This is a genomic window from Thauera sp. SDU_THAU2 (assembly GCF_038260575.1).
Classification (GTDB): domain Bacteria; phylum Pseudomonadota; class Gammaproteobacteria; order Burkholderiales; family Rhodocyclaceae; genus Thauera.
Window position 1 is genome coordinate 2,002,598 of sequence record NZ_JBBWUN010000003.1, and the last position, 26,099, is coordinate 2,028,696.

The following is a 26,099-nucleotide window of genomic DNA, read 5'->3' on the forward strand; positions in this document are numbered from 1 at the left end:
TTGGTCAACTTGAGTGAACCAAGGAGCCGACATGCACACCGTCAATATTCACGAAGCCAAGACGCAGCTATCGCGCCTGGTGGATCGGGCAGCCCGCGGCGAGCCGATCATCATCGCCAAAGCCGGCCATCCGATGGTCAAGCTCGTACCCTTGGACACGGTCGACGTGCAGGCACCGCGGCGCCTGGGTTTCCTCGCTGGGCAGATCCAGGTGCCACCAGACTTCGACGACATGGGCCGCGACGACATCGAGCGCAGCTTTCTCGGACTGGACGAAGCATGAAACTTCTGCTGGATACCCACATTCTTCTGTGGGCCGCAGCCGACTCGTCGCAACTCGGCAACAAGGCCAGGAAGCTCCTGCTGTCCGGCAACACCCAACTGTTCTTCAGCTCGGCCAGCATCTGGGAGGTCGCGATCAAGCAGGGACTGGGGCGCGCAGACTTCCAGGTCGATCCCCGTCTGCTCCGACGAGGCTTGCTCAACAACGGCTACACCGAACTGCCCGTCACAGGCGAGCACGCCGTCGAAACGAACGCGCTTCCAGACCTGCACAAAGACCCCTTCGACCGGATACTGATCGCACAGGCCAATGTCGAAGGGATGAAACTGGTGACGGCGGATCATCGGGTGGCCCAATATCCAGGGAAAATCCTGAAGGTGTGATGCTCCTTGCGAAGCAAGGGTAAAGCATCCCCAGCAACTTGCACGCCAGCCGCACCGGCTACACCGATTGCCACAACCATTGAGGAAAGAAGGGAACAACCTTGGCAAGCGCGTGCTAACGGCGCTTCGGCGTCTCGAAGGTCGTCAGCATGCCGCGCAGGATGGCGACTTCTTCCTTCTCCAGCCGGATGCGGTTGAACATCCGCCGCATGCGCGGCAGCAGCCGCTTGGGATTCTTCGGGTCGTGAAAGCCGCTCAGCGTCACCGCATGTTCGAGGTGGGCCATGAAGCCCTCGAAGTCGGCATGGGTCGCGGGTTCGGCCTGCAGGTCCTGCGGGAGCGGCGGCTGCAGTGCCGCCATGCGCAGCTCGTAGGCCAGCAACTGGACAGCGGCGCCGAGGTTCAGCGAGGAGAATTCGGCGTCGGTCGGGATCGTCACCGGCAGGCTGCACAGGCCGACTTCCTCGTTGGTCATGCCGCTGGTTTCGTTGCCGAACACCAGCGCGACCTCGCCATCGACGCTACGGGCGACGATTTCCTGCGCCGCCTCGCGCGCATGCAGGCGCGGCAGCGACAGTTCGCGCCGGCGGGCGGTCAGCGCCGCCGAGAACACGGTGTCGGCCAGCGCCTGTTCCAAGGTATCGACCACGCGGGCGGACTCGAGGATGTCGACCGCACCGGACGCCCGCGCGGTGGCGACCTCGTCGGGGAAAACGGCCGGCGACACCAGCCACAGCTGGCGCAGCCCCATGGTCTTCATCGCACGGGCGGCGGCGCCGATGTTGCCGGGGTGGCTGGTGCGCGACAGCACGACCCGGATACGGTCGAGCGCAAGGGGGCGATTCATATTAAAATTCCGCGTTTTCCGAATTCCGCCGGGCCGGCGCGCACGATAGCGCGGCACAGCCCCGCTCTTTGACCGAGATCCCGCATGCATCCCACCCTGAACATCGCCGTCAAGGCCGCCCGCCGCGCCGCGACCGTCATCAACCGCGCTTCCACGCAGCTCGACCTGCTGACGGTGCAGAGCAAGACGCCCAACGACTTCGTCACCGAAGTCGATCGCGCTGCCGAGCAGGCGATCATCGAAGTGCTGCGCGAGGCCTTCCCGGGGCACGGGATTCTAGCAGAGGAGTCCGGCGAGTCGGGCCCCGAGAGTGAGTACAACTGGATCATCGATCCGCTCGACGGCACCACCAACTTCATCCACGGTTTTCCGCAGTACGCGGTGTCGATCGCGCAAACGAAGAACGGCGTGCTCGAACATGCGGTGATCTACGATCCGAACACCAACGAGATGTTCACCGCCTCGCGTGGCAGCGGCGCCTTCCTCAACGACCGCCGCATCCGCGTGTCGCGCCGCACCCGTCTGAACGAGTCGCTGATCGGCACCGGCTTCCCCTTCCGCCAGTTCGACAACGTCGATGCCTACCTGGCGATGTTCAAGGAACTGACGCAGAAGACCGCCGGCATCCGCCGCCCGGGCGCGGCCTCGCTCGACCTGGCCTACGTCGCCTGCGGCCGCCTCGACGGCTTCTGGGAAATGGGCCTGTCGCCGTGGGACATGGCGGCCGGCGTGCTGCTGATCCAGGAAGCCGGCGGCCTGGTGTCCGACCTGTCGGGCGAAGCCGACTTCATGGCCACCGGCAACGTCGTCGCCGGCACGCCGAAGGTCTTCGGCCAGTTGCTGCCGGTCATCCAGGCCTACCGCCCGGCCAACATGCAGGCCTGACGCTCCCTGCCCCGCCGCCGGGTCCCGCCCGGCGGCTACCTGGGGGATTCGGCGAGGCGATCGAGCATCGCGCGGATGGCGCGAATCTGGCCGCCGTCTCGCGTCGCGTACTCCGGCCCGGTGTAGCCCCACCAGTCCCAGCAGCCCTTCGGGTTATAGACCCAGCGCAAGGACCAGAAGGCCAGGCCGCTGCGCGCCGCTGCCTGCGGATACAGCACGATGATCCGGTTGCCATCGGCCCACTCGTTGTAGCCTGCCGTGTCGACGAAACGCCGGCCGATCTGGCCCTCGGTCTGGCGGCAGCCGTGCAGCGCCACATGCAGCCGGCAGCCACCCTCGCGGCAGGCCTGCGGCACATAGACGTAGCCCTGGTCCGCCATGCTCAGCTCGAACGGTGCGATGCCGGTGTATTCGCTCTGGTCGAAGGCGATCACTTCGCCTGCCGGGCGCTCCACGCGCGGCGCCAGCGGCCCGTACAGCTGTGCCAGCAGTTCGCCGGCGGCATCCAGTTCGCCGCAGCGGTTGATGAAAGGCGGCGCCGAGGTCTCGCAGGCATTCGCCGCCGGATCGGCGACCGAGATCATCGCGTGCCCGGCATTGTCGTGCTGCACGTACTGCACCGCGTCCTGCGGCAGGCGGCTGCGGTAGAAAGCCACCAGCCCATCGACCACCGGCCGCTCGACCGTGCGGTCCGCGCCGCCGGAGAACACCCACACCTTGTCGTCCGCCAGCCCTGCCGGGTCGTCGATGCGGCCGGCGCGGGCACGCGCCTGGATGCGTGAGTCGGTGTCGCGCGCCGAAGGCACGCTGGCCGGCGTCGACGGCTCCATGCAGTTGCCGAGCGCGCGCCACATGCTGCCCTGGGCGCACTCGTAGGGGCCGCCGGCGATCACGCCCGCCCCTTTCACCAGTTGCGAATGTGCGACCTGCAATTGCACCGCCATGTAGGCGCCGGACGAAATCCCCGACACCGTCACCGCATTCGCGTCGGCGCCCAGCGCCGGCAAGGGCGGGGCGGCCTGCACGCTGAAAACGATCAGGCAATGGATCGCACTCCCGAACAGCATGGAGCGAAAGAACCTGCTGCCCATTCACCACCTCCATTGGCAAAAAAATCGACATCGGCGGTCTCGCCGCCATCCTGCCATCGACGGCTTCAAAGGCCGGAGCACATTGCGATGTCCCGCAAGCATGCCTTGATGCCCCGACCGCAGATCATGCATATGGCAACAGAATCGACGCAAATTCAATAGATATTTTTATCTCGACATTCGACATTCCCGCACTACGATCAGAGTGTAACTTCCTGTCACACATCGGGACTGCCTGCCTTTCTCGAACGTCATCCTGCCATCGGCAGGGCAAGCGCAGCCCATTCACGCCGCACCATCTCGCAAGCCCACGCCCGTTTCGGGGGGAGGACAGCTTGGCCTCGCATCACGGAATCCTCGCAGTGCTGCAGGCCTTGCGCGAGCGCTTGTCGATTCGCATGGCAGCCCGGCTGAGCGGCAACCCGCAGGTGGAGATCCTGGGCTCGCACACGCTGGCGGGCACGCCGCTGCCGAACACCGACACGCTGGGACTGTACCTGCATCGCATCTCGGTCGACCCCTTCAGCCGCAACCGCCACCTCCCCGCCGTCGAAGGCCGCCGCCTGCCTCGCCCCGAGCTGCCGGTCAATCTGCACCTGCTGCTGATCGCCTGGTGCACACACACCGAGCAGGAAATCGAATTCCTTTCCACCGCAATCCGCATCATCGGCGGTGGCCTGTCCTTCACCAGCGCCGACCTGGGCCTTGCCGACCCATCGTGGGGCGACGAGGACAGCGTGCAGGTGCTGCCCGAGGAGATGAGCACCGAAGACCTGATGCGGCTGTGGGACAGCCTGCCCGGCGACTACCGCCTGTCGGCCCCATACCTCGTCAAGACGGTGCGTCTCGCGCCCGACATCGACCCCGACGAGGGGCCGCCGGTGCGCACGCTGGTCTTTCCGGTGGATGGCGGAGGGTGAGCGCAATGATCGCCGAAACCCTCGTCCTGCATGCCAGCGACTTCATCGAATGGCTGGACGCGAGCGGTCCGCAGGCACTCGCACGCCGCATACTGCCGGCCCGGGACCTCGACGTGCGCATCACGCAGGGGCCAAGCGATCTGAAGCTGATCCACAAAACTGCCGGCACCGCCCTGTGGCGGCGGGAGCCCGAGGAACTGGGCCTGCTCGTCGACGGCGAGGCAACGCCGCCCGAGTTGGCCCCGCCGGACGAGGCGCTGTACCCGCTCGCCGGCGAAGTGCGCGACCGCAAGGGCCTCTTCCTGCCGCGGCATTTCGCATTCGATGCCGGACGGCGCGCGGGACACCGCCTGCGGCTGTTCCGTTCGCCGCTGGGTACGCGCTTCGGCCGGGCCGGCGGCCTGCACGGACGCACCTCGCTGGACGACGGCACGCCCGTACCGTGGGTACTGCTGAGCCTGCGCGTGACGCCGCCGCTCGCCGAGCCGCTCGACTTCATCGCCCAGAGCGACGGACGCGGTGAATTCCGCCTGTCGCTCGAGCGCCTGCCCTCGCTGACCAGAGACGCACCGGCGCAGACCTACCCCGCGACGCTGACGCTGCAGGCCGCAGCAGACGGTACGAATCCCGACTCCCTGCCCGCAGTGCAGGTACGCGGCACCGGTAGCGGCGGCGCCTTCAAGACCGAACTCGCGGTGGACATTGCGCCGGGGCGCATCTCCACCCTTGCCAGCCCGGGACGGGATGCCCTCGTCCTGCGGTTTTCCTGAACGCCCGACAAGCGCAACGCCCCCGAAGGAGAAGCGACATGCCCGAGTACCTTGCACCTGGCGTCTTCATCGAGGAGACGAGTTTCCGCAACAAATCCATCGAGGGTGTCGGCACCAGCGTCGCGGCACTGATCGGACCGACGCGCAGCGGCCGCTGCGCGGCCTGCCCGAGGTGCTGACCAGCTACGCGGAGTTCGAACGCATTTACGGCGACGCGCAGGATCTGGCGATCGGCAAGGATGGCGCCGCGGTGGCCAATTACACCGCGCACGCGGCACGGGCCTTCTTCGACAACGGCGGCAAGCAGCTCTTCGTCGTGCGCGTGGCCGCTGGCGAGACCCCGCCCAGGGCCGCAAGCACCAGGACGAGCGCCGAGGACACGGAAACCCCCGAACCTCCCGAGCCCGAGCCTCCCCGAACCTCCCGAGGATCCCGAGCCTCCCGAAGACACCGACGACGCTGAAAGCACCGAAGGCATCGTCACCTTCTTCAGCCGCTTCCCCGGCAAGGCCGGCGAATACACGCTGGAGCTGCGCTGGCGCGACACCGACCAGCGCCGTTTCGATCTCGATGTGCACAGCGGCGGCAAGGACGGCGAAGTCATCTACACCTACGCCGAACTCTCCATCGCCCCCGGGAGCCTTGCCGCAGCGCTGCCGGCCGAGCCCGAGCGCCGTGCCGAAGCGCTGAGCTCGCCAATCTCGGTCGCCATCAAGCCAGCCGAAGCAAACGAGGAAGATATCAGGAGCGCGTTGATTGCGCTGTGCAATCCCGCCGACATCGAGCCCCCGGCCACTTCGCTCGACGGCCCACGCTACCTGATCACGCTCGCAGGCGGTTCGGACGGCGGCGAACCCACGGCCATCGACTACGCCGGCAAAACCGACGAGGTCAAGGGCAGCACCGGCCTGAAGGCGCTCGAAGACATCGAGGACGTCTCCATCGTGATGACGCCCGCAGCGGCTGCCTCCACCGAGGACGTGCACAAGGCCGTCGTACTGGAGCTGCAGAAACATTGCCGCCGCATGCGCTATCGCATCGGCGTCGTCGATTCGCGCAAGGACCAGAGCATCGGCGAAGTGCGCGCCTTCGCCGGCAATTTCGACGATTCCCGCCTCGCCCTCTACTACCCCTGGGTCGTCACGCCCGACCCGACCGGCGGGCAGCGGGACATCGCCGTGCCGCCCTCCGGTTTCATCGCCGGCATCTACGCCCGCACCGACGTCGACCGCGGCGTGCACAAGGCCCCGGCCAACGAAATCGTGCTCGGCGCGCTGCGCTTCGACCAGCAGATCAACGCCTTCCAGCAGGAGCTGCTCAACCCCAACGGCATCAACGTGCTGCGCTCCTTCGCCGGACGCGGCCATCGCGTATGGGGCGGACGCACGCTGGCCAGCGATCCGGAATGGAAATACGTCAACGTGCGGCGCTACTTCCTCTACCTCGAACGTTCGATCGAGAAGTCCACCCAGTGGGCGGTATTCGAACCGAACGGCGAGGCGCTATGGGCCAACATCCGATCCAGCGTCGAGGACTTCCTGTTCAACGAATGGCGCAACGGCCGGCTGCTCGGCGGCACGCCCAAGGAAGCCTATTTCGTCCGCTGCGACCGCTCGACGATGACGCAGAACGACATCGACAACGGCCGCATGGTGTGCCTCGTCGGCGTCGCCGCGCTGAAGCCGGCTGAATTCGTGATCTTCCGCATCGGCCAGAAGACCGCCGACGCCTGAAAACCGGAGAAAGAGTCATGGCCACTTTCCGTGAAACCCCATATTCGGCGTTCAACTTCCTCGTCGATCTCGAACCCGGCCAGGGCAGCGAGGTGCGCGCCGGCTTCTCCGAGGTGTCGGGCCTCAATGCCGAAGTCACGATCGCCGAGTACCGCGCCGGCAACGACCGCGTGAACTACGTGCGCAAGGTGCCGGGCATCCACAAGGCCGGCGACGTCACGCTCAAGCGCGGCGTGATCGGGGCGCAGAATCTCTACGAATGGCTGGAACTGGGCCGCATCGGCAAGATTTCCGAGGCCAAGCGCGACATCGCCATCAAGCTGCAGTCCGAGGACCGCAGCGAAACCGTGCTGACCTGGAAGCTGCGCGGCGCGATCCCGATCAAATGGACCGGGCCGACGCTGACCGCCAAGGGCGGCGGCGACGTCGCCATCGAGGAACTGGTGCTGTCCGTCGAGACCATCGAGCAGGAATGAAGCCATGCTGCTCGCCGACCGCCGCATCGAACTGGACGCCCGCCCCGAGCCGGGGCGGCTTGCGCCCGTCGAGGTCGTGATGATCGGCCACTGCCCGTCGCCCGACGGCAGCGCGCAATGGCAGCGACTCGCACGCGACGCCGTCGTGCTGGCGGAGATCGAGACGCTGGGTTTCGCCAGACAGGTCGAATGGCTGCGACGGGTCTTCAGCGAGCCGGATGAAGCTGCACGACTCCGCCAGATCGTCGGCGAGCCCGACGAGGCCATGCGCTTGCGCCGGCTCCTCGACGAGCCCGGCGAGATCGCACGATTGTGCCGAATCTTCGACAATTTGGACGAATCCAAGCTCTTGCGCCGGCTCCTCGACGAACCCGACGAGATCGCACGATTACGCCGAATCCTCGACGAGCAGGAAGACGCCAGCCTACCCGCTCTTCTGCTTGCTCTGCTCACCCTTCTGCTTGTGCTGTCCAATCTGCTCGCGCTGTACCGGCTGCCTATCCCGATCCGCTCGCTCGGCCATTTCCAGGCGCTGTTTCCGTTCGCCTTCAATACCGACACCGGCTATCACAGCACCCTCGCCGGGCGGGCAGCCTGGCTGCCGCTGGCGGTGCAGGATTTCTTCGCCGGCACCACCAGCAGCAATGCTTACGCCGGCACGCCCGACACCCGCACGCTGTGGATCATCCGCGTGCCCGAGCGCGCCGGCATCGGCGCCTTCCTGCCGCGCCCCGGCGCCGATCTGGTCGAGCCGGACACGCTGGGCGCCTTTGAGCACGCGCTGCTGGTACCGCGCGCCGGCATCGTCGCCCTGCCCGACCTCGAACGCCTGCTCGTTCCCGCCGCGCTGCCCGACGTGCCGCGCCTGCGGCTGGCGAACCCCGAGCCGGTTTTCCTGCCTTGCGGCACCGAGATCGACGACACCCACCGCGAACGCCGCAACCCGGACGAGATGCCGGCCGTGGGCGAAACCGTCGATCCGCACCAGATCGTCGCCGAGATCGCACGCACACTGGCGCGGCTGCGGCCGGACCTGCAATGCCTGCTCGCACTGCCGCTCGACTCGCGTCCCGAAGACGAACTGCCCACGCCCTCGCCCCGATTCCTCGAACTGCTGCGCGACGAGGGCAATCCTGACACGGAGCAGGACGCCGGCGACACGAAAGGCCGCAAAGACCCCGCCGAAGTCCGCCGGCTGCGCCACCTGCAGTTCGTCTGGCCTTATCTGCGCGGCGACGACCGCAAGCTCGGCTCGCCCTGCGGACTGGTTGCCGGCATGCAGGCACGCGTCGCCCAGCGCTTCGGCGCCTGGCGTTCGATCGGCGGGCGCCCGCTGCCCGGCATGCTGCAGCCCTGGCCGCCGGTCACGCAGCAGCGCGCAGCCGATCTGCGGGACGACCCCGGCGTCACGGTACTGCTCATGCGCGCCGGAAAACTGCAGGTGGACGACGAAGCGCTGTGCACGCCCTGCCTGCCCGCAGCCGACCTCGACCGCATGAACACCGCCACCCGCGCGCTGGACCAATGGCGCTCGGCCGAGGCGATGCGCTTCATGGGCTGGCTGCGGCGCGAACTGCGCGCGCTGGGCGAACGGCTAGCATTCGACATCGACCCGCGCGACCCGCGGGCGGAAATCGCCCTGCGCGCCTTCTTCGGCCGGCTCCATGCCGCCGGCGCGCTGCGCGGCGCCCGCCCGGAGGACGCCTTCCGCATCCGGCAACTGCCGCAGGCCGAATCGGCGCTGGCCTTCGAAATCGAAGTCGCCCTCGCCTATCCGCTGGACCGGATACGCATCACCTTCCTGCAGGACCGCCACGCCAGCGGGGCGGGCACACGGATCGAGGCGATCGATGGCTGAGCATGCCGAATTCATTCCCTTCCGCTTCCACGTCGCGCTGTACGACGGCGAAGGCGGCAGCCTGCTGTGCGAAGGCGCCTTCAGCGAAGTCAGCGGGCTGGAAGCGACGATGGCGCCCAAGGCACTGAAGGAAGGCGGACGCAACTGGGGCGAGGTGCAGCTCGCCGGCCCGACGACTTTCGCCCCCATCGTCCTCAAGCGCGGCATCACCGCGGTGGCCGACCTGTGGCGCTGGTTCGACGTCTCCACCCGCCAGTCCAACCACGCGCTGCGCATGAACGGCACCATCGACGTGTTCCACCCCGAGAAGCCCGACCAGCCCCTGCTGCGCTGGCGCATCACCAACGCGCTGCCGACCCGCTTCAAGGGGCCGGATCTGTCCTCGACGGCCAACCAGGTCGCCATCGAGGAACTGCAGCTCGTACACGAAGGCCTGGAACTCGAGCGCGCCTGAGGAAACCAGCCATGCCCGCCATGCAGATCGCCCGCGCCAAGCTGATCCCGATGAACGGCGATCAGGTCGAGACCGACGAAAGTAAGCACATCGACGTGCAGTTCAACCCGGCGACGCTGCGCGTGACGCTGTCGAACACCCTGAAGGCCGACAACAAGGGCGGTAGCGGCGGCAGCGGCGCGGCAGCGCAGTACGTGGACAAGAGCGAATCCACGCTCGCGGTCGAACTGGTGTTCGACACCAGCGTCACCGCCGAGCTGGGCGCGGAAAGACGCGAGACGGTGGCCGCCAACACCGACGTCCGCACGCTGACCAAGCACATCGCCGAAGCTTTCATGAAACCGCAGGATGCCGGCTCGGAGCGCCCCAAGGCCCCGGTACGCTGCCGCTTCCAGTGGGGCAGCTTCCAGTTCACCGGCATGTTGTCGAGCTATTCCGAAACGCTCGATTTCTTCGCCCCGGAAGGCATCCCGCTACGCGCGACGCTGGCGCTGACCTTCAAGGAGGACCGCTACCAGTTCGAGCTCGATCCTGCCGTGCAGGCCGCCGCCCGCCCCGGCTTCGCCGCCGGCGGCCAGAGCGCAGCGGGCGCGGCGCAGGCAGCAGGCCGGAACCCGCGCGACTGGCGCGGCGTGGCCGATCTCAACAAGCTCGACAACCCGCGCTTCACGCCGCCGGGTGCCGTGCTGCTTCCCTTCGGAGGCCGATGATGCCCTTGATCATCGATGAACTCGTGGCCGAAGTTCAACCCGAGCCGAACCCCGCGCAGAACACCGGCGCCGACGTCCGCCCTCCCCAGGGCCAACCGGGTGAGACGCTGTTCGATCTGCTCGCCATCGCACGCGAACGGGAGGCACGCCTTGTCATCGACTGAGCCCGCCTTCGTCAGCGCCCGTCCGCGCCTGCGCATCGACGGCAGCACCCTGGCCGCGCTGGGCGAGGCGGCGCTCGCGCTGTCGGTGCATCTGCCTGCCAGCGGCATGGCAAGCGCCGAACTGCGGGTGATCAACTGGCTGCCGGGTGACGCAGGCGCGCCGGATTTCGCCTTCCAGCAGCTGCGCCTGGGCAGCCGGCTGGAGATCCTGCTCGGCGAGACCGGGGACAGCGCGGTGTTTTCCGGCGACATCACCGCGCTGGAAGAACGCTACGGCGACGGTGCGCCGCAACTCGTGATCCTCGCCGAGGACGCCCTGCACAAGCTCGCGCGCAGCCGCGCCAGCCGCGTGTTCGAGAACCAGGGCCTGGGCGAGGTCGTGCGTGCGATCGCCAGCGAAGCCGGCCTGCAGGCCGACGTCGATGTCGACGCCGGCAGCGCCGACTGGCTGCAGCACAACGAAAGCCATCTCGCCTTCCTGCTGCGCCTGCTGGGCCCGCACGGCATTTCGCTGCGCATGCAGGACGGCCGCCTGCGCGCACGCGCCGAAGAGGCCGACGCCAAGCCGGTACGCGTCGATCCCGCCGCCAACGCCCGGCGCGTGCGCATCGTCGCCGACCTCAACCGCCAGCCCCGCGAAGTGCTGGCCAAGGGCTACAACCTCGCGGCCGATGCCGACGCGAACGGCAGCAGTTCCGCGCTCGCCCCGTCGCCATCCGGCCGGACCGCCGCAGCGACACTGGCCGAGCTCGGCTGGGACGGCCACTCGCCGCGCCCCCATCCCTACCCGCGCTCGCAGGCCGAAGCCGACTCCCTGGCCCGCGGCGCCTTCCGGCGCGACGCGCTGCGCTTCCTGCACGGCGAGATCGTCTGCGCCGGCAGCCCGGAACTGGGCGCCGGGCGCGAGCTGGAGCTGGCCGGCGTGTCGCCGCGGCTGGCCGGCCGCTACCGCATCACCGAATGCTGGCACCACTTCGACAACACCCAGGGCCTGTCCACCCGCCTGCGTGTCGAACGTCCGGACTGGAACCCATGAACACCCACCACAGCCCCGGCACTCTGCACGAGTTGCACCTCGGTGTGGTGCTCGACAACGCCGATCCGGAACACCGCGGCCGCGTGAAGCTGCGCCTGCCGGCGACCGGCCTGGAAACCTGGGCGGCGGTGATGGTGCCCAGCGCCGGCAGCGGCTACGGCCTCAGCCTGCTGCCGCGCGTCGGCGAACAGGTGATCCTCGCCTTCGTCAGTCCGGAGCTGCCCATCGTGCTCGGCGCGGTGTGGAGCGGCGGCAGCAGCCAGCCCGGCGACGCCGAACCGGTGGAAGAACGCTACCTCATCCAGAGTCCGGCCGGCATCAAGGTGCTGCTGGACGACCAGGAACCCAGGGTCCGCATCGAAACGCCAGCCGGCAACCACGTCACGATCACCGACCAGGGCGGCGGCAGGATCACCGTCGAGCAAGGTGGGGAAAAGGTCGAGATGTCGCCCGGCAGCATCAAGGTGAGCAGCGCCGGCGAGGTGAAGATCGAGGCGTCGATGCTCACGGTGTCGGCCGGCATGGTCAAGGTCGACGCCGGCATGAGCAAGTTTTCCGGTGTCGTGCAGTGCGACACCCTGATCAGCAACGCTGTCGTGTCGGCGAGCTACTCGCCGGGAGCGGGGAACCTATGGTGACCACTGTCGAAGACGCCCTGCTGGCCGAACAAGCCCGGCGCGCAGCGAAATCCGCCGGCACGACGGGCATGCATCAGCCGCGCGTGGCCGCGCCTTTCTTCGCCGGCGACGGCGACGGCGCGACGCTGCACCGTTACCTGGACGACGATTTCGTCGCCCGCTTCCTCGAAGATGCCCGCAGCGGCCGCCTGACGAAGATGACGGCGCAGCCCTGGTTCGGCCAGGACCGCTTCGGCCGCTTCAGGAACGAACCGATGCTGCGCCTGCCGATGCACCGCAGCTTCTACGTCCTGTGCGCCGAAGTGCAGTGCATGATCCCCGGCGCGCCGGCTTTCGATCCGAAGAAGATCCTCGGCGCCGGCATGGTGGTGCGCCGCATGCCGGCCGACGGCCCGCCGCAGCGCTGGATGATCGCCGACGGTCAGCCGCTGGGCTGGCGCGGCGGCCCGATTCCGGACCACGACCCGGACGACGTGCACCGCCTCACCGCCCGCGGCCTGCTGCCGCAGCGCTTCCCCGAGCCGCCCTATTCGGGTGAAGAGCTCACGCCGCTGCACCCGCTGCTGATCCGCCGCCGCAATGCCAACGGCACCGTGCGCAGCCACACGCTGCTGTGGGGCTACCTGCCGCTGGGCGGCAGCGCGCGCGAAGCCGCCGACACGCCGCTGCCGCAAACCGGCGGCGGCCAGACGCCCGATTTCGGCCTCGAACACGCCTGGCCGCTCGGCAGCAGGGGTGCGAAGGCCTGGGCCGCAGGCGACGGGCAGCTCGTCACCAACGGCATCGCGACCGCCGGCTTCGTCGAACTGCTGCAGACGCTGATCGCGCAGTTCCAGGTCAACGACGCCGCCGACGCCGACAACGCCGGATTGCGCGCGCTGCTCGGCAAGCTGCGCTTCCATGCGCTGGAGCAGCGCATCGACGACAGCCTGATACCGCGGCTCGTTCAGGTTCCCGGCGAGACGGTACTTGCATGGCTGGACCGGAGTGCGCCAGGCCTGATCACGCTCTTTGCACGGATTGCCCGCAACGACGTCACTCCCGGCTCGGTTGCCTTGCCCGCTGGCAGCAGCCAGACGCGCAACGACCATCTCGCCATTTCCGAACAGCAGGCCGCCGACCTGCGCAGCCTCGTCGCGCTGCGCCTGGCCCGCGCCCAGGTACGCTTCGACGATGGCCTGGCGCTGCCGCGCTACGGCCAGACCGAGGGCGACCGTTTCGTCGCCCTGCCCTTCGTGCGCTGGGCCGACGACTGCGGCTGCGAACGTGTTGCCTGGGGGCCGGCGAGCCCGATGTTCCGCGTCGCTTCGCCCTTCGATCCCGATGCGCAGCGCCCGACCACCATCGTGCTGCCTTCGCTGGACGATTTCAGACGCGGCCTGCCGCGCGGCGTCGCGATGCTCACATCCAAATCGCTCGCCGACGTGCTGCGCAGGATCCAGCCCGGCATCGACATGAAGGAAGGCGGCCCCGGCAACCGCTCGGGCAGTTGCTGGAGCTTCGGCTTCAGCCTGCCGGCGATCACGCTGTGCGCGATGCTGCTGCTGATGGTGGTCATCAACCTGCTGAATCTCTTTCTCGGCTGGCTGCCATGGGTCTTCATCGCCCTGCCCCGGCTGTGCCTGAAAGCGCTGAAAGGAAAATGAACATGCCGACGCCGGAATCCCTGCTGACGAGCTTTCCGCTGCTGGCCGGCCTTGCCGGGGACGGCCGCCCCGCATGGCGCCGCGGCAACGCCAGCGTGCGCGAAGTGATGCTCAACATCCTGCTGACGCGGCCGGGCGAGCGCCTGATGCGCCCGGACTTCGGCGCCGGCATCCGCAACTTCATCCACTACCCCAACAACGAGACCACCCGTGCGCTGATCGCGGACGCCGCCCGGCGCGCGCTGGCACGCTGGGAGCCGCGCGTGAGCATCGACGAAGTGCGCGTCGTGGCCGACCGCGAGCACCTTTCCCACGTGAATCTGGAAGTGCGCTACCGGCTGCTCGCCGACGGCCGCCGCGAAGCCCTCGCGCTCACGCTGGAGCTGGGCGCATGAAGATCACGACCGGATGACAGGGAGCCGAACACATGCCGCTTCCCACACACTTTCCCGTCCCGGACCTGGACGACCGCCGCTTCGACGAACTGGTCGCCGAACTGCAGGCCCGCCTCGCCCGCCACGTGCCGGAAATGGCCCCGCTCGCGCCGGGCGACCCGGTCTACGCCCTGGTCGACCTCTTCGCCTGGCTCACCGAGACCATCATCTATCGCGCCAACCAGATTCCGGATCGCCAGCGCCGCGCCTTCCTGAACCTGCTGCAGATTCCGCTCCGCCCCGCCCGCCCGGCCAGCGGCATCGTCTGCATCGACGCCACGAGCCGCGCACTGCCGCCGCGGCTCGCCGCCGAATCGCTGCTCAAGGCCGGCACGACGAGCTTCTCCACCGTCGGCGAAGTCCAGCCGACGCCGCTCGCGCTGCACGTCCTGGTCAAGCGCACGCTCGACGACGCAGCCCTCGCCGCCGAGGGCATCAGCCTCGAACAGTTGCGCACGCAGTACGGCGTCGAACCCGCCGCCTTCCGCCCCGTGACCCTGCTGCCGGGGCGCGACGCCCTGAGCACCGCCGGCACACGCGACGGTGCCTTCCATCTCGCCATCGCACTCGCCAAGCCGGCCTTCATCGCCCAGGCCGATCTGGTACGACGTGATCTCGCCGGCATCGTGCTCAACATCGGCCTCGCGCCGCTGGCGGAACTGGAAGGCCAGCTCGCCACCGGCCTGCGGCCGCGCAAGCTGGATTGGGAGCTCGCCTGGTGGCCCGATCCCGAGGATGCCCCCGGTACGGTGCAATACCTGCCGCTCGAACTCGTCGCCGACAGCTCGGCAGGCGGGCGCCGCACCGGCGTGGCCCGCCTGCGCCTGCCGCGCAATGCCGCGCTGCTGCGCGCCGCCGCCGCACAGGACCCGCAATTCGCCGGCTTCGGCGACACGCCGCCGGAAGCGCCCGCCGAGCTGCGCCCCGACCAGTTGCTGTTCTGGCTGCGCGTCTCCTGCGCCGAAGAAGCCGTTCTCGAACTCGGCTACATCGGCCTCAACGCGGTCGACGTCATCGGCCAGGGCATTGCCCGCGACATCGTGCTCGGCGCCGGCAACGGCCGCCCGGACCAGGCCTTCGCCCTGTCGCATGCGGACGTCGACCCGGACAGTGTCCAGGTCGATGTCGAGCACCTGCGCGCCTTCCAGCCCTGGACGCGGGTGGCGCATTTCGCCGGCAGCGGGCCGGACGACCCGGTTTTCACCGTCGATGCGGCCAGCGGCGGCGTACGCTTCGGCGACGGCATCCGCGGCCGGCGCCCGCCCGCCAACGCGCGCATCCGTGCGGCCTTCTATCGCCACGGCGGCGGCAGCGGCGGCAACCTGCCGCCCGACAGCATCAAGGAAATCCACGGCGGCAGCACCCGCCTCGCGCTGCGCCACGAATGGCCGACGCGCGGCGGCGTCGATGCCGAGACCCTGGACGAGGCCGAACGCCGCATTCCTGCCTTTCTCAGCCATCGCGACCGCGCCGTTACCGCCGAGGACTACGGCGTACTCGCGCGCGACAACCCGATCAACCCGGTGGCACGCGCCGAAGCGGTCGCCGGCTTCTTCCCCGGCGCCAGCCTGAAGGCGGTGCGCCGCAAGCTGCCCGGCGTCGTCGCCGTGTTCGTGCTGCCACCGGCAGTGCCAGCGCTGGCCGCCGCGCCGCGGCCGACGGCGGGCCTGCTGACCGATGTAGTACGACTACCTGTCGGCGCGCTGCATGCTCGGCACCGAGCTGTACGTGCTGTCCCCGCAGTTCGTGCCGGTCGCCGTCTCGGTATCGCTCGAAGTCGTCGATCCGGCCACCGAGCAGCAGGTACACGCCGAAGTCGAACGGACACTGCTGCGCTACCTGTGGGCATTGCCGCCGGGCGGACCGCGCGGCGCCGGCTGGCCGCGCGGCAAGGCGGTCGAGATCAACGAGCTGCGCACGCAGGCAGGACGGGTCGACGGCGTCGAAGCGGTCAACGCCCTGCGCCTGTTCTACCAGGACACGCAGCAGGAAGCGCCCGTCTGGCTTGAGCTCGCCGCCGCGCAAGCGCTGCCGCTACTGGACTTCCAGCTTCCCGAGCTGATGGCCGTCGCGATCAGCGCCGGCGAGGATCGCCCCGCGCCGCCACGGGGCTTCGGCCCCGGTCCGGCACAGCCCGGTGACGGCAGGCATGCGGTGCCGATCCCGATCGTTCCCGATCTCTGCTGAGCACACCGTGATGAACAGCAACGCCACCCGCTTCCTGCTCCTCGACGGCGCCGCGGATTTCCGCAACGCCAGCCGTCAATGCAGTTGGGATGCCGGGCAGCGCGCATTCACGCTGACGCGCCAGGACGATGCCAGGATTCCGCATTTGCCGCCGGCCCGCGCACGTGAACTCCACGCCGCGGCGACGCCATGGATGATCGACGACCACGGCCAGCTCGGGCGCCTGTCGGACGACGGACAGCGCTTCGAATGCGCACTCTCCTGGCCGCCGACAGCATGGCGAGCAGTGCTTGCCGCGCTCGACGATGCCGAGACCGGCGCGCCCGATCTCGCCTCCCTGGTGCTGGACCCGGTGGACGCGCCGCATGGCCGCTTCACCGATCTCGCCTTCGGCGGCAGCGGCCTCGCCGCACTGCCGTGGAGCGACGGCGGCAATGCGCACGGCCTCACCGTCGTGCATCTGCGCCGGCGCTGGCAGACACACTGCACGCTGGCCTTCGCGCCGCGCCATGCCTGCGTCGAATCAAGCACTGGCGCGGACCGTATCTGGTTGCTCGGCGAAACACGGCTGGCACTTGCCGGCGGCGCCCGCTGCCGCGGCCCTATGCCGGCCGCCCGGAACGTTTCGAGCCGCTTCAGGCCAACCCCGACCCGCTGCGCCTGCTGTGGGAAGCTGAACTGCCACCGCACCGCGGCCTGCTGGGCCTCGCTGCCGACGGCGAACGTCTCTACATCCTCGCCGAGCGCCCCGACAGCGCAGACACCGCAGCACGGATGCAGGTCTTCAGCCGCCCGCTGGCCGCCGGGCCCGATGCCGCCTTCCGCATCCACCCGTTGCCGACGGAACTGCCGCTCGCCACCGACATCGAGGCACCGGGCGAAAACTGTGTTCTGCTGTTGCTGCCGTTCGAAGAAGGCGAACGGCGCGGCCGGCAGCGCGACTGCCCGCTTTTCGTGCTGCCGGACGAAGAAGATGGCGAAGGAAACGGAACGGCCGCCCGCGCCGAAGCCGTCGCCGAACGCTGGCCTCGCCGTTCGGAAGCCGCGCTGCCGGCCGCGGTTCGCTTCGTTCGCCATCGCGACGGCCTGCCGCGCACGCTGACCGCGGATGGCCCGCTGCGCCTCTACCGGCTCGCCCAGGCCCGCTTCGCGCCGTCCGGCACGGTGACGCTCAGCGAGACATTCGATTCGGCGATGCCGGACACGCTGTGGGACCGGCTCTACCTCGACACCTGCATCCCGCCCGGCTGCCGCATCGACATCGCCGTGCAGGCGGGCGACGACCGCAGTCGCCTGCCCGAGGAATGGATCGCGCAGCCGCAAGGCGTACGGCATCCGCAGCCATCCGAGCTGGCCTTCGCCGCGGGCCGCGCGCCGCCCGACGATCCCCACGCCGGCCTGTACGAAGTGCTGATCCAGCGCGGCAGCGGCGCGGTGCGCGAAGTGCGTGGCCGCTACCTGCGCCTGCGCCTCACGCTGCACGGCGACGGCCGCCACAGCCCGGCGATCTTCGCCTTGCGCATCCACTATCCGCGCTTCTCGTGGCAGACGAACTACCTGCCGGACCACTTCCAGCAGCAGGAACGTCCACAGCCGCAAGAGGGCACAGATGCCGTGCCGGCCAACGGCGCCGACCTGCGCGAACGCCTGCTGGCGAGTTTCGAAGGCATGCTGACGCCGCTCGAGGACCGCATCGCCGCCAGCGAAACCCTCGTCGATCCGGCGGCGACGCCGGCCGAGCGCCTGCCCTGGCTGGCCGGCTTCCTCGGCACGGCGCTGCCCGGCCACTGGCCCGAAGCGCGACGCCGCCGCTGGCTCGCCTCGCAGGGTGCGCTGCAGCAGGCGCACGGCAGCTACCGCGGGCTGCTGCTGGCGCTCGACATCCTGACCGACGGCGCAGTCGCGCACGGTGCGGTGATTCCGGTCGAACACTTCCGCCTGCGCCGCACGATGGCGACCATCCTCGGCATCGACATGGACGACCGCGGCCATCCGCTGACGCTCGGCACCGGCCTGTCGGGCAACAGCATCGTCGGCGACAGCCTGATCCTGTCGGACGACATGGCGCGTGAGTTCCTCGCCCTGTTCGCGCCGGAAGTGGCCGAACGCCAAGGCGAAGCGGCGGTGGTCGAACGCTTCTTCGACGAAGCCTCGCGGCGCCTGACGGTGATCCTGCACGGTCCGGCGCGCAGCCTGCAGGCCGTGGTGCGCGACGCGCTGCCGGCGCTGGTGCCGGCGACCGTGCAATGGGCCGTCCGCGCCAGCGAGCACCCCTTCGTGCTCGGCCTGTCGCCGCTGCTCGGCATCGACACCTGGCTGGAAACCCGGCCGCCGTCCGGCCGCGTCGTGCTCGACCGCACGCGCCTGGGCCGCGGCGATCTGCTGCACAACCCGGTGGCGCTCGACCCCGAGCATGCCATGGCCGTCGGCGCGAGCGCCGGCGAAGGACCGTAAGGGACCGAAAAAGGAGAAGGGCATGAACAAGCCCGACGACAACTGCGATGCCAGCCTCGCCGGCGACGGCCGCTTCGAAGAGGCGCTGAAGCGGGTGAGCCACCAGCCCGGCATGCTGCTCGGGCTGGAAGCGACACGTGCCGAACAGGACTACCACCGCCGCCGCGCGACGCGCCACGGCTACTGGCTGCACGGCGCCGGCACCGTGGCCGGCCTGCGCGTGAGCATGCGCGCGGAAGACCCCGGCAACGACACCGACAACGTGCGCGTGCGCCTGGTCGTCAGCCCCGGCATCGGCGTCGATGGCCTGGGCCGCGAAGTCAGCGCCGCCGAGCCTTACTGCGTCGATCTCGGCGCCTGGCTCACCGCCCAGTTCGAGGACGAGGCGGCCTGGGGCGTGCTGATCCGCGACGGCTATGCCGAGCCCGACAACCTGCTGTGGCTCAAGGTCACGATGCGCTACCAGGATTGCGCCAGCGGCCTGCAGCCGATGCTGGCGACCGAGATCAACGCCGGCACCGACCCGGTGCAGCCCAGCCGGGTCGCCGACTGCGTGCTGTTCGAGCTGGCCGCCGAGCGCCCCGAGGACGTTCCGGCCGACGAGCACCTCTTCGCCGCCCATGCCCGCATCCGGCCCTTCGGCGAGATCGAGGACAGACTCGGCGAGCGCGAGCGCAGCCACATCGAAGCCAGCAGTGGTGCCGCGCGCGGGCAACTGGAGCTCGGCGCCCGCCTGCTGCATTCACTCGGCGACGACAACCGGGCGCTGATCGCCCGCCAGGCTTTCCTGACCGATCCGGCGCTGCTCGCCCGCACCCTGCTCGCACGCATCGCGATCCGCCTGACGCCGCCGGCCCCCGAGCCCGGCCTCGTCGTCAACCCGCGCCGCATCGAGGTCGACAACCTCGTGCGCCCCTTCCTCTTCAACGCCGCCGCTCTCGCCCGGCTGATCCGCAGCTAAGGAACCGCCATGGCCAACATACGCTTCACTCCACTGCGTGCCGGCACGACGAACGCGGCCGGCGAACGCATCTCCAGCATCGACCCGCTGCTGTCGCGCACCAACTACTTCGACGGCCAGCTGCTGAAGGCCTCGGATGCTGAACCGCGACCAGATTTACCTCGACGAGCGCCTGCTCGAACTCGGCCAGGTCTTCGGCGCCGGCATCGTGCGCGGGCTGGAGCCCAGCCTGCGCTCCGGCCACGTCGTCGAAGTCACCCCCGGCATCGCGATCGCGCCGTCCGGCCGCGTGCTGCAGCTCAACGGCGGACCGCTGACGATCGACCTGCTCGACAGCGGGCTGATCGCGACGCTCAACGACGGCCGCTTCCGCAGCTACGCCCGCGGCCTGTACGCGCTGGCGCTGACGCATGCGGAGACCATCGACGGCGTCGCCGAAGCCTATCCGAAGGACCTCGCCGCGGCGCGCACGCCACACGTCTCCGCCTGGGCCGAGGGCGTGGAACTGCGCCTGATGCCGCTGCCCCTGCCCTTGCCGAACCAGGACGAAATCGCCGTGCGCGCGAACCTCGCGCGCGAGCTGCTGGGCAGCGGCGAACGCCTCGCGCTGCCGTCGGACGACGCCGTGGCGCTGGGCCTGCTCGCCGTCGAGCGCGGCCGCATCCTGTGGCTTGACCGCGGCCTGCTGCGCCGGCCGCAGCGCGCGCTGAACACCCCGAACGCGATCCAGCAGGATCTTGCCGCGCACTACCAGGAACTGCTGCAGGCGGTATTCGCGGCGCGCCGCAGCAGCGGATTGCGCGGCGCCTTCGCCGCCAGCCAGTACTTCCGCGTGCTGCCGCCCTGGGGTTCGCTGCCGCAGGATTCTATCGACCCGATCGGCGGCCGCCAGCAGTTCTTCCCCAAGGATTTCGAGGTCAGCATCGCGCCGGTTCGCCGTAGCGAACTGGCCGCGGTGCTGGCCGACTCCGCCCATCTCGCCCCCATCGACCTCGAACGCGACGCCGACTGCGACGTGATGGTGCTGGTGCCGATGAGCGATGCGGCCTTCGCGCTGCGCGCCCGCCAGCTCGAAGCGCCGGCCGAGGTCGTGCCGCGCGCGCTCGGCCGCCTCGCGCGCCTGGACCGCCTTGCGCTGCGCGTGCTGCCGCAGCCGCCCATCCACCGCATCGACACCGACGCCGACGTGTGGCGCGCGATCTGGGCCGAGGCGAATCCGGACGAAATCCTCTACGTGCGCCGCCCGCCGCGCACCGCCGAAACCGCCGTCAGCGCCGTCGTGCTGGCGCTCGGCACCACGCTGCCGCCACCCTCCACGGCACTGCCGCCGGATGCCGCCCGGCTCGAAGACGCACTGGATACCGCGCTCGAGGCCGCCGACACGGCCGAGGAAGCGCGCGCTGCGCTGGAAGCCGAAGCCGCGCGCCTGAAGATTCGCCTCGCCGAACTGGAGAAGGCCGTCGCCCTCGGCGGCGACCAGCGCCTGGCCGACGCGCTGGCCGAGATCGAGCGCCTGGCGCTGGCACTGGAGGCCGCGCGGAAGGAGATCGAAGCGCTGAAGTCGGACCAGCGCAACGCCGCCGTGCTCGCCAACGCCCTCGAAGCCACCAGCGCACAGATCGACAAGCTGAAAGCCGATCTCGACGCCGCGCGTGCCGAGATCGAGCGCCTGAAGACCACTGCTTCGCCGATCGACGAAACCGTGAAGCGGCGCATCGACGAGCTCTCCAAAATGCTCGACGACGAACGCGCCCGATCCACCACGCTGGACAAGGAAGGCGCCACGTCCGCCGCCCAGTTGAAGGCCGCGCAACTGCAGATCGCCCAGCTCGAAACCGAGCTGAAGGAGGCCAGGATCAGGCTGGAAACGGCAGACGGCACCGACACCGACCTGCAGGCCGCGCGCGGGGAAATCGACAAGCTGAAGGTGGAAATCGGCGACATCCGCAAGGCACGCGACAACGCCGACGCCGAGCTTGCCGATACCCGCAGCCGGCTAGAGGCCAGTCTGGAGCGCGAGACCACGGGCAACAGCAGCCTGGCAGAGCTGCGGATCGCACTCGACAAGGCGGAAAGTGAGGCAAAGGCCCAGGGCGCACAGCGCACGGCGCTGGAGGAGCGGGTGAAGAAGGCCGACGCGGAAATCACCAGGATGAAGCTGGAGGGCGCACGCGCACCCGACCTCGAAGCCGCGCTGTCGCTCGAAAACCTCGCCCGCGCGCGCGGCGCCAGCGAAGCCGGCATCAAGGCCGCCGGCGCTGCCGACGCACTGATCGGCGCCGCTACCGAAGCACGCATCGCCGCGGCACAGATCGCCGGCCTCGCCGACCGCCGCCTGGATCCTGCGCTGTGGCCGAGCATGCAGGCGATCGCCAAGGCCGATGCCGCGCTCCTGGAGAAACTCCGCGACCATCTGTTCGAACTCGGCAGCGCGGTCGATCTGCCCAAGTTCTTCGTCAGCGAAGGCAAGAACTACGGACTGGCCGCGGCCCAGATCAGGCTGTGGGAGTCGCTCGCCGGCTGACGGCAAGGAGAACATCATGGCCCTCGTATCGCCCCACTCTTCGCGCCGCTCCTTGCTCACCTCGTCATCCTTGCTGCCGCCCGGCCTGCTCGCAGCACTGGCTGTGCGTCCGGCGCTGACGCTGCTGCCGCGCGTGCCGCCATCCATCCGCCTGCACGAGCCGGAACGGCGCGCCGGCGATCCGCGCCGATTGAACCTCTTTGCCGGCCGCGCGCTCGGCGAGCGCGAGTTCGAACGCCTGCAGGCCTATGTCGACGACCGCATCGCACCGCTGCTGGCGAGCCTCGCGCCCGGCATCGTCGAAGGCCTCGCCACGGTCTTTTCCGGCAGCGGCGCGGACACCCGCGTGCGCGTGCAGCCGGGCCTGGCGGTCGGCGCTGCGGGGCAGTTGATCCGCCTGTTCTACCCGCTGGACCAAGCCTGGGCCGACCTCGCCGCGCAGGCCGAACGCGACCAGGACAGCCCGCTGCGCGATGGCCTCTTTCTGCTGACGATACGCAGCGCGGTCGAGCCGATCGACGACAGGGCCGAGCAGGAGCCCTGCACCCGCAGCGAAACCGATCCGCTTGCCGAGCGGCGCATCGAGACCGTGAGCCTGCTGGGCCTGCAGCGCATCTCCGGCAGCCCGTGGCTGATGGCGATGCCGCAGGCGCGCGCGGCCAACCGCATCGGCGTGCGCCTGCTGCGCGAAGCGCCATTCCGCAGCGACAGCGGCGCGGTGCCGCTGGGGCTGGTCAAGATCGTCGACCGGCTGCCGGTGTGGTTCGACCCGCTCGCCGGCCGGCTGCTGGCCGAACCGGACGCTGCCGCGCACACCCTGCTCGCGCACACGGTCGCGGCCCTCGAAGCCTGGCAGCGCGAACACGCCGCGCCGCTGCCGGACGCGCCGACGCAGACCCTCGCCGAACTGCTCGGCCTCGACTACCTGCCGGCCGCCGGACCGCTGCCCGCCGCGCTGCTGCGCGACCCGGCGGCCAGGACGCCGTCGCTGGCCTTCCTGCCGGCCGACCTGCAGGTCGAACTGGCACCGGTGCCCGCCAGCACGGTCGAGGACGTCGTAGCCGACGAACTGCCGCGCGGCAGCGTCGACCTGATCCACGGCCTGGGCGAACGCATCCGCCTGCTGCTGGCGATTCCCGACCTCGACTACCGCCGCGACCTGTTCGACCTGCCGCAGCGCGACACGCGCCTGGAAGACGAGCTGTTCCGCCGCGCGAAGACGGCCGCCGGCGCATACGAGGCCTGGAAGCAGCAGTGGTACGCGCTGTTCCACGGGCTTTCCGCCGCGCAACTGAAGGCCCTGCGCGCGCCGCGGCTGATCGCCTCGCCGCCGCCCGATCCGGCGCAGTACCGCGACAAGCTCGTCAGCGACCGCGCCGGCAGCCTGCCGCCCGAAGCGCTGCCCGAACCCTATGCCAGCCACCGCGCCGAACCGCATCCCGCGCCGGACGGCTACGGCGGCGTCGCCCCCGCCGCGCCCGACGGCGACGGTCTGCTGTTCCAGCGCGAAAAGCTACGCGACGACATCCGCCATCTGGAGAGCGCGCTGGACCAGAGCTTCCGCCTGCTCGAAGAGGTCAATGACTTCCTCGGCCTGCAGCGCCAGCAGTTCGATGCGCTGACGGTGTCCTTCAGCGCGCTCGCGGGCGGCGTGGCCGGTGACGGCCTGGGCGCGCAACTGGTGCGCTGGACGACGGCAGCCCAGTTCACCCCTGTGGCCAGGACGGAGAATCCGAAATGAGCGAACTCTTCAACAGTTTCGCCAGCGGAACGGTGAACTTCAACGAACCGAAGCTTGCAGCGGCACAGCAGACGGGCGCCTTCACCACCAACGCCCTGCTCTCCGGCATCCTGCAGCAGGAAAGCATGCTCTCGGCCGGCCCCCTCGCCGCGCTCGGCACGCTGCCGCTGCAATTCGCCCAGCCCAAGGAGCCGCTCACCGAACCCGTCTTCAACAAGGCCCCCTCCACCGGCAAGGGCGTGCTGTCGCACGTCACCCTGATCAGGGACAGCTTCTTCAATGTGCAGCGCGACCTGCTCGACCTGCGCAACAAAGCCGACACACGCCGGAACGAGGCAAGGTCGCTGATCGACCGCATCTGCGACTTCCTCGACGACCATCTGCAACCGGCCGAACTGCGCCGCCTCGGCGTCATCACCGACGACAAGGAAGCGCCCGCCTTCCGTCTGCGCATCGCCCCGGACCTCCACTCTGCCGCGGGCCTGCTGCTGCGCCCCCGGCTCGACCGCCCCCTCGCCAAGCCGGGGGAGACCGGGCCCGACGGCACCCCGCACAACGACGAATCGGCGCTGTTCTCGGCCGGCAAGACCATCGCCGACGACATCGCCAAGATCGAGGCGCTACGCGGCGCACTGATCACGCTGCGCCGCCGCCACCAGCAGACCGTCGACGACCTGCGCGCCCGGCTCGCGGCATTGGAAGCCGACATCCCGGGCGAAGTCCGCCGGCTCGACGTGCGCGAACGCGAACGCGCCGAAGCGCTCGACGACTACGCCGTCGCGCAGCGCCTGCTGGCCGAGCACTGGCGCGAAGTCGAAGCCGCCCATGCCGAGCGCCGCCGCGTCATCGAAAGCCATCTCGGCCTGTTCTACGTCAAGGTGCGCGAAACCCCGCTCGGCCGCACGCTGCCCGATCCGCTGGAGCTGCGCCCGTCGAGCCCGGACGATCTGGTGCCCGGCTGCGCCGGACGCGAGACCGCGCTGCCCGCCGCGCTGCTGCCCTTCATGGAGGCGGTCTACGCCATCCCGGCCGGCGACTGGGCAAATCTGCGCCCGCTTGGCCACCTGCTGCCGGGACGGGCGGTCCTTGCCGGCCTCGTCGATGCGCGCCGGCAAAAACTTACGCTGCAGTTGAACCGCACGGCCGCCGCCTTCGCCACACCGGTGCTCGCCGGACTGGCGCAGCAGAACGACGCGCTGGTGCGCGAAGTCGCGCTGCGCCCCTTCGACGCCGCCGCGCTGACGGAGCTGCAGCGCCAGGGCAGCGCGATCCTCGCGCTCGACGACCTGCTCGCGATTCCGTCGCCACTGCTGCGCGAGCCGGCGCGGGCGCTGCACCAGCGCCTCGACGCCGCCGCCGGCTGCCTGCTCGCCCGCCTGCGCGCCATTTCGCCGTCCATCCGCCTCGACTGGGCCACGGCCGCCGAGGCCAACCGCCTGGCGGTCGACACCCCTGAACGCTGGCCCGGCCTGGCCGAAGCCGAGGAACGCGACTTCAACGGCATACGCACGCTGGTCGAACTCGTCGCCTGGTGGTTCCGCCAGCTCGACACCGACGCCTCCGCCGCCGCGCGCAGCGCGATGCGCAACCTCGTGCGCGCCTGCCTGCTGCTCGCCGCCAGCGACGACCCGCAGCAGCTCGTCCAGGGCAGCATCAAGACCCTCCCCGGCCGCTTCCGCCTCGGCGACGCACTGCGCCTGACGCTGAACCGCGAGGCCGCGCCGGGCACCTTGCTGCAGCTTTTCGACGACAGCCAGCGCGTCATCGCCACGCTGCGCGTGGACGATCACGACGGCCAGGACACGGTGGCATCGGTCGCCAGCATTCTCGATCCGCGCCTGGAACGGGAGCCGGCCGCCATCCTGAGTACGGCGCTGCGCATCAGCGGAGTCAACCGGGGCTGA

The 26,099-nt window shown here is 69.7% G+C and carries 26 protein-coding genes; 23 read left to right on the forward strand and 3 right to left on the reverse strand.

What is annotated here, in order from left to right; genetic code table 11:
* Positions 1-31: 31 nt before the first annotated feature.
* Positions 32-283 (forward strand): type II toxin-antitoxin system Phd/YefM family antitoxin, encoded by a 252-nt coding sequence (locus AAFL97_RS10745; RefSeq protein WP_341644900.1) that lies wholly within the window; start codon positions 32-34, stop codon positions 281-283.
* On the forward strand, positions 280-666 hold the full coding sequence (locus AAFL97_RS10750) for a type II toxin-antitoxin system VapC family toxin (RefSeq protein WP_341644901.1): 387 nt from the start codon (positions 280-282) through the stop codon (positions 664-666). The genes AAFL97_RS10745 and AAFL97_RS10750 overlap by 4 nt, the downstream gene beginning before the upstream one ends.
* 115 nt (positions 667-781) lie before the next feature.
* On the opposite strand, the gene AAFL97_RS10755 is transcribed toward AAFL97_RS10750, so the two are convergent.
* On the reverse strand, positions 782-1,513 hold the full coding sequence (locus tag AAFL97_RS10755; protein ID WP_341644902.1) for an RNA methyltransferase: 732 nt from the start codon (positions 1,511-1,513) through the stop codon (positions 782-784).
* Between the two features lie 84 nt (positions 1,514-1,597).
* Here AAFL97_RS10755 and AAFL97_RS10760 point away from each other — a divergent pair, with 84 nt between their 5' ends.
* The gene (locus tag AAFL97_RS10760) at positions 1,598-2,398 is read left to right on the forward strand and encodes an inositol monophosphatase family protein (protein WP_263461780.1); all 801 of its coding nucleotides are present in this window, start codon (positions 1,598-1,600) and stop codon (positions 2,396-2,398) included.
* A 35-nt stretch (positions 2,399-2,433) separates the two neighbouring features.
* Here the strand turns inward: AAFL97_RS10760 and AAFL97_RS10765 are convergent, their stop codons facing one another.
* Entirely contained in the window at positions 2,434-3,489 is a 1,056-nt protein-coding gene (locus AAFL97_RS10765) for an extracellular catalytic domain type 2 short-chain-length polyhydroxyalkanoate depolymerase (protein WP_341644903.1), read from the reverse strand.
* Between the two features lie 335 nt (positions 3,490-3,824).
* On the opposite strand from AAFL97_RS10765, the gene AAFL97_RS10770 reads away from it, so the two are divergent.
* The 15 genes from AAFL97_RS10770 (at position 3,825) to AAFL97_RS10840 (ending at position 16,337) form a co-directional block, all read left to right on the forward strand.
* Positions 3,825-4,409 carry a DUF4255 domain-containing protein gene (locus AAFL97_RS10770; protein ID WP_341644904.1) on the forward strand — a complete coding sequence of 195 codons (585 nt, stop codon included), beginning with the start codon at positions 3,825-3,827 and terminating at the stop codon, positions 4,407-4,409.
* A gap of 5 nt (positions 4,410-4,414) precedes the next feature.
* Positions 4,415-5,179, forward strand: coding sequence for a hypothetical protein (locus tag AAFL97_RS10775; RefSeq protein WP_341644905.1), 765 nt, complete (start codon positions 4,415-4,417; stop codon positions 5,177-5,179).
* A gap of 38 nt (positions 5,180-5,217) precedes the next feature.
* Positions 5,218-5,358 (forward strand): hypothetical protein, encoded by a 141-nt coding sequence (locus tag AAFL97_RS10780; RefSeq protein WP_341644906.1) that lies wholly within the window; start codon positions 5,218-5,220, stop codon positions 5,356-5,358.
* The gene (locus AAFL97_RS10785; RefSeq protein WP_341644907.1) at positions 5,352-5,642 is read left to right on the forward strand and encodes a hypothetical protein; all 291 of its coding nucleotides are present in this window, start codon (positions 5,352-5,354) and stop codon (positions 5,640-5,642) included. Before AAFL97_RS10780 ends, AAFL97_RS10785 begins: the two co-directional genes overlap by 7 nt.
* Positions 5,643-5,751: 109 nt before the next feature.
* The gene (locus AAFL97_RS10790; protein WP_341644908.1) at positions 5,752-6,912 is read left to right on the forward strand and encodes a phage tail sheath family protein; all 1,161 of its coding nucleotides are present in this window, start codon (positions 5,752-5,754) and stop codon (positions 6,910-6,912) included.
* Between the two features lie 17 nt (positions 6,913-6,929).
* Positions 6,930-7,388, forward strand: coding sequence for a phage tail protein (locus tag AAFL97_RS10795; RefSeq protein ID WP_263461785.1), 459 nt, complete (start codon positions 6,930-6,932; stop codon positions 7,386-7,388).
* 4 nt (positions 7,389-7,392) lie between these two features.
* On the forward strand, positions 7,393-9,246 hold the full coding sequence (locus tag AAFL97_RS10800; protein WP_341644909.1) for a hypothetical protein: 1,854 nt from the start codon (positions 7,393-7,395) through the stop codon (positions 9,244-9,246).
* On the forward strand, positions 9,239-9,700 hold the full coding sequence (locus AAFL97_RS10805; RefSeq protein ID WP_341644910.1) for a phage tail protein: 462 nt from the start codon (positions 9,239-9,241) through the stop codon (positions 9,698-9,700). Before AAFL97_RS10800 ends, AAFL97_RS10805 begins: the two co-directional genes overlap by 8 nt.
* A gap of 11 nt (positions 9,701-9,711) precedes the next feature.
* Positions 9,712-10,410: a CIS tube protein gene (locus tag AAFL97_RS10810; protein ID WP_341644911.1), complete on the forward strand. Its 699-nt coding sequence runs from the start codon at positions 9,712-9,714 to the stop codon at positions 10,408-10,410.
* On the forward strand, positions 10,407-10,574 hold the full coding sequence (locus AAFL97_RS10815) for a hypothetical protein (protein ID WP_341644912.1): 168 nt from the start codon (positions 10,407-10,409) through the stop codon (positions 10,572-10,574). The genes AAFL97_RS10810 and AAFL97_RS10815 overlap by 4 nt, the downstream gene beginning before the upstream one ends.
* Positions 10,561-11,610 (forward strand): phage late control D family protein, encoded by a 1,050-nt coding sequence (locus tag AAFL97_RS10820; protein WP_341644913.1) that lies wholly within the window; start codon positions 10,561-10,563, stop codon positions 11,608-11,610. The genes AAFL97_RS10815 and AAFL97_RS10820 overlap by 14 nt, the downstream gene beginning before the upstream one ends.
* On the forward strand, positions 11,607-12,248 hold the full coding sequence (locus AAFL97_RS10825; protein WP_341644914.1) for a phage baseplate assembly protein V: 642 nt from the start codon (positions 11,607-11,609) through the stop codon (positions 12,246-12,248). Before AAFL97_RS10820 ends, AAFL97_RS10825 begins: the two co-directional genes overlap by 4 nt.
* Positions 12,242-13,894 (forward strand): hypothetical protein, encoded by a 1,653-nt coding sequence (locus AAFL97_RS10830; RefSeq protein WP_341644915.1) that lies wholly within the window; start codon positions 12,242-12,244, stop codon positions 13,892-13,894. Before AAFL97_RS10825 ends, AAFL97_RS10830 begins: the two co-directional genes overlap by 7 nt.
* Positions 13,895-13,896: 2 nt before the next feature.
* The gene (locus AAFL97_RS10835; protein WP_341644916.1) at positions 13,897-14,289 is read left to right on the forward strand and encodes a GPW/gp25 family protein; all 393 of its coding nucleotides are present in this window, start codon (positions 13,897-13,899) and stop codon (positions 14,287-14,289) included.
* Between the two features lie 32 nt (positions 14,290-14,321).
* Positions 14,322-16,337, forward strand: coding sequence for a putative baseplate assembly protein (locus tag AAFL97_RS10840; protein WP_341644917.1), 2,016 nt, complete (start codon positions 14,322-14,324; stop codon positions 16,335-16,337).
* Between the two features lie 65 nt (positions 16,338-16,402).
* On the opposite strand, the gene AAFL97_RS10845 is transcribed toward AAFL97_RS10840, so the two are convergent.
* On the reverse strand, positions 16,403-17,026 hold the full coding sequence (locus AAFL97_RS10845) for a hypothetical protein (protein ID WP_341644918.1): 624 nt from the start codon (positions 17,024-17,026) through the stop codon (positions 16,403-16,405).
* 263 nt (positions 17,027-17,289) lie between these two features.
* Between AAFL97_RS10845 and AAFL97_RS10850 the strand changes: the two genes are divergently transcribed.
* The 5 genes from AAFL97_RS10850 (at position 17,290) to AAFL97_RS10870 (ending at position 26,099) form a co-directional block, all read left to right on the forward strand.
* Positions 17,290-18,969: a phage tail protein gene (locus tag AAFL97_RS10850; protein WP_341644919.1), complete on the forward strand. Its 1,680-nt coding sequence runs from the start codon at positions 17,290-17,292 to the stop codon at positions 18,967-18,969.
* A 22-nt stretch (positions 18,970-18,991) separates the two neighbouring features.
* Complete coding sequence (locus tag AAFL97_RS10855) at positions 18,992-19,930, forward strand: hypothetical protein (protein ID WP_341644920.1); 939 nt, start codon at positions 18,992-18,994, stop codon at positions 19,928-19,930.
* Between the two features lie 136 nt (positions 19,931-20,066).
* Complete coding sequence (locus tag AAFL97_RS10860; protein ID WP_341644921.1) at positions 20,067-22,454, forward strand: methyltransferase type 11; 2,388 nt, start codon at positions 20,067-20,069, stop codon at positions 22,452-22,454.
* Positions 22,455-22,470: 16 nt separating this feature from the next.
* Positions 22,471-24,195, forward strand: coding sequence for a hypothetical protein (locus AAFL97_RS10865; RefSeq protein ID WP_341644922.1), 1,725 nt, complete (start codon positions 22,471-22,473; stop codon positions 24,193-24,195).
* Entirely contained in the window at positions 24,192-26,099 is a 1,908-nt protein-coding gene (locus tag AAFL97_RS10870; RefSeq protein WP_341644923.1) for a hypothetical protein, read from the forward strand. Before AAFL97_RS10865 ends, AAFL97_RS10870 begins: the two co-directional genes overlap by 4 nt.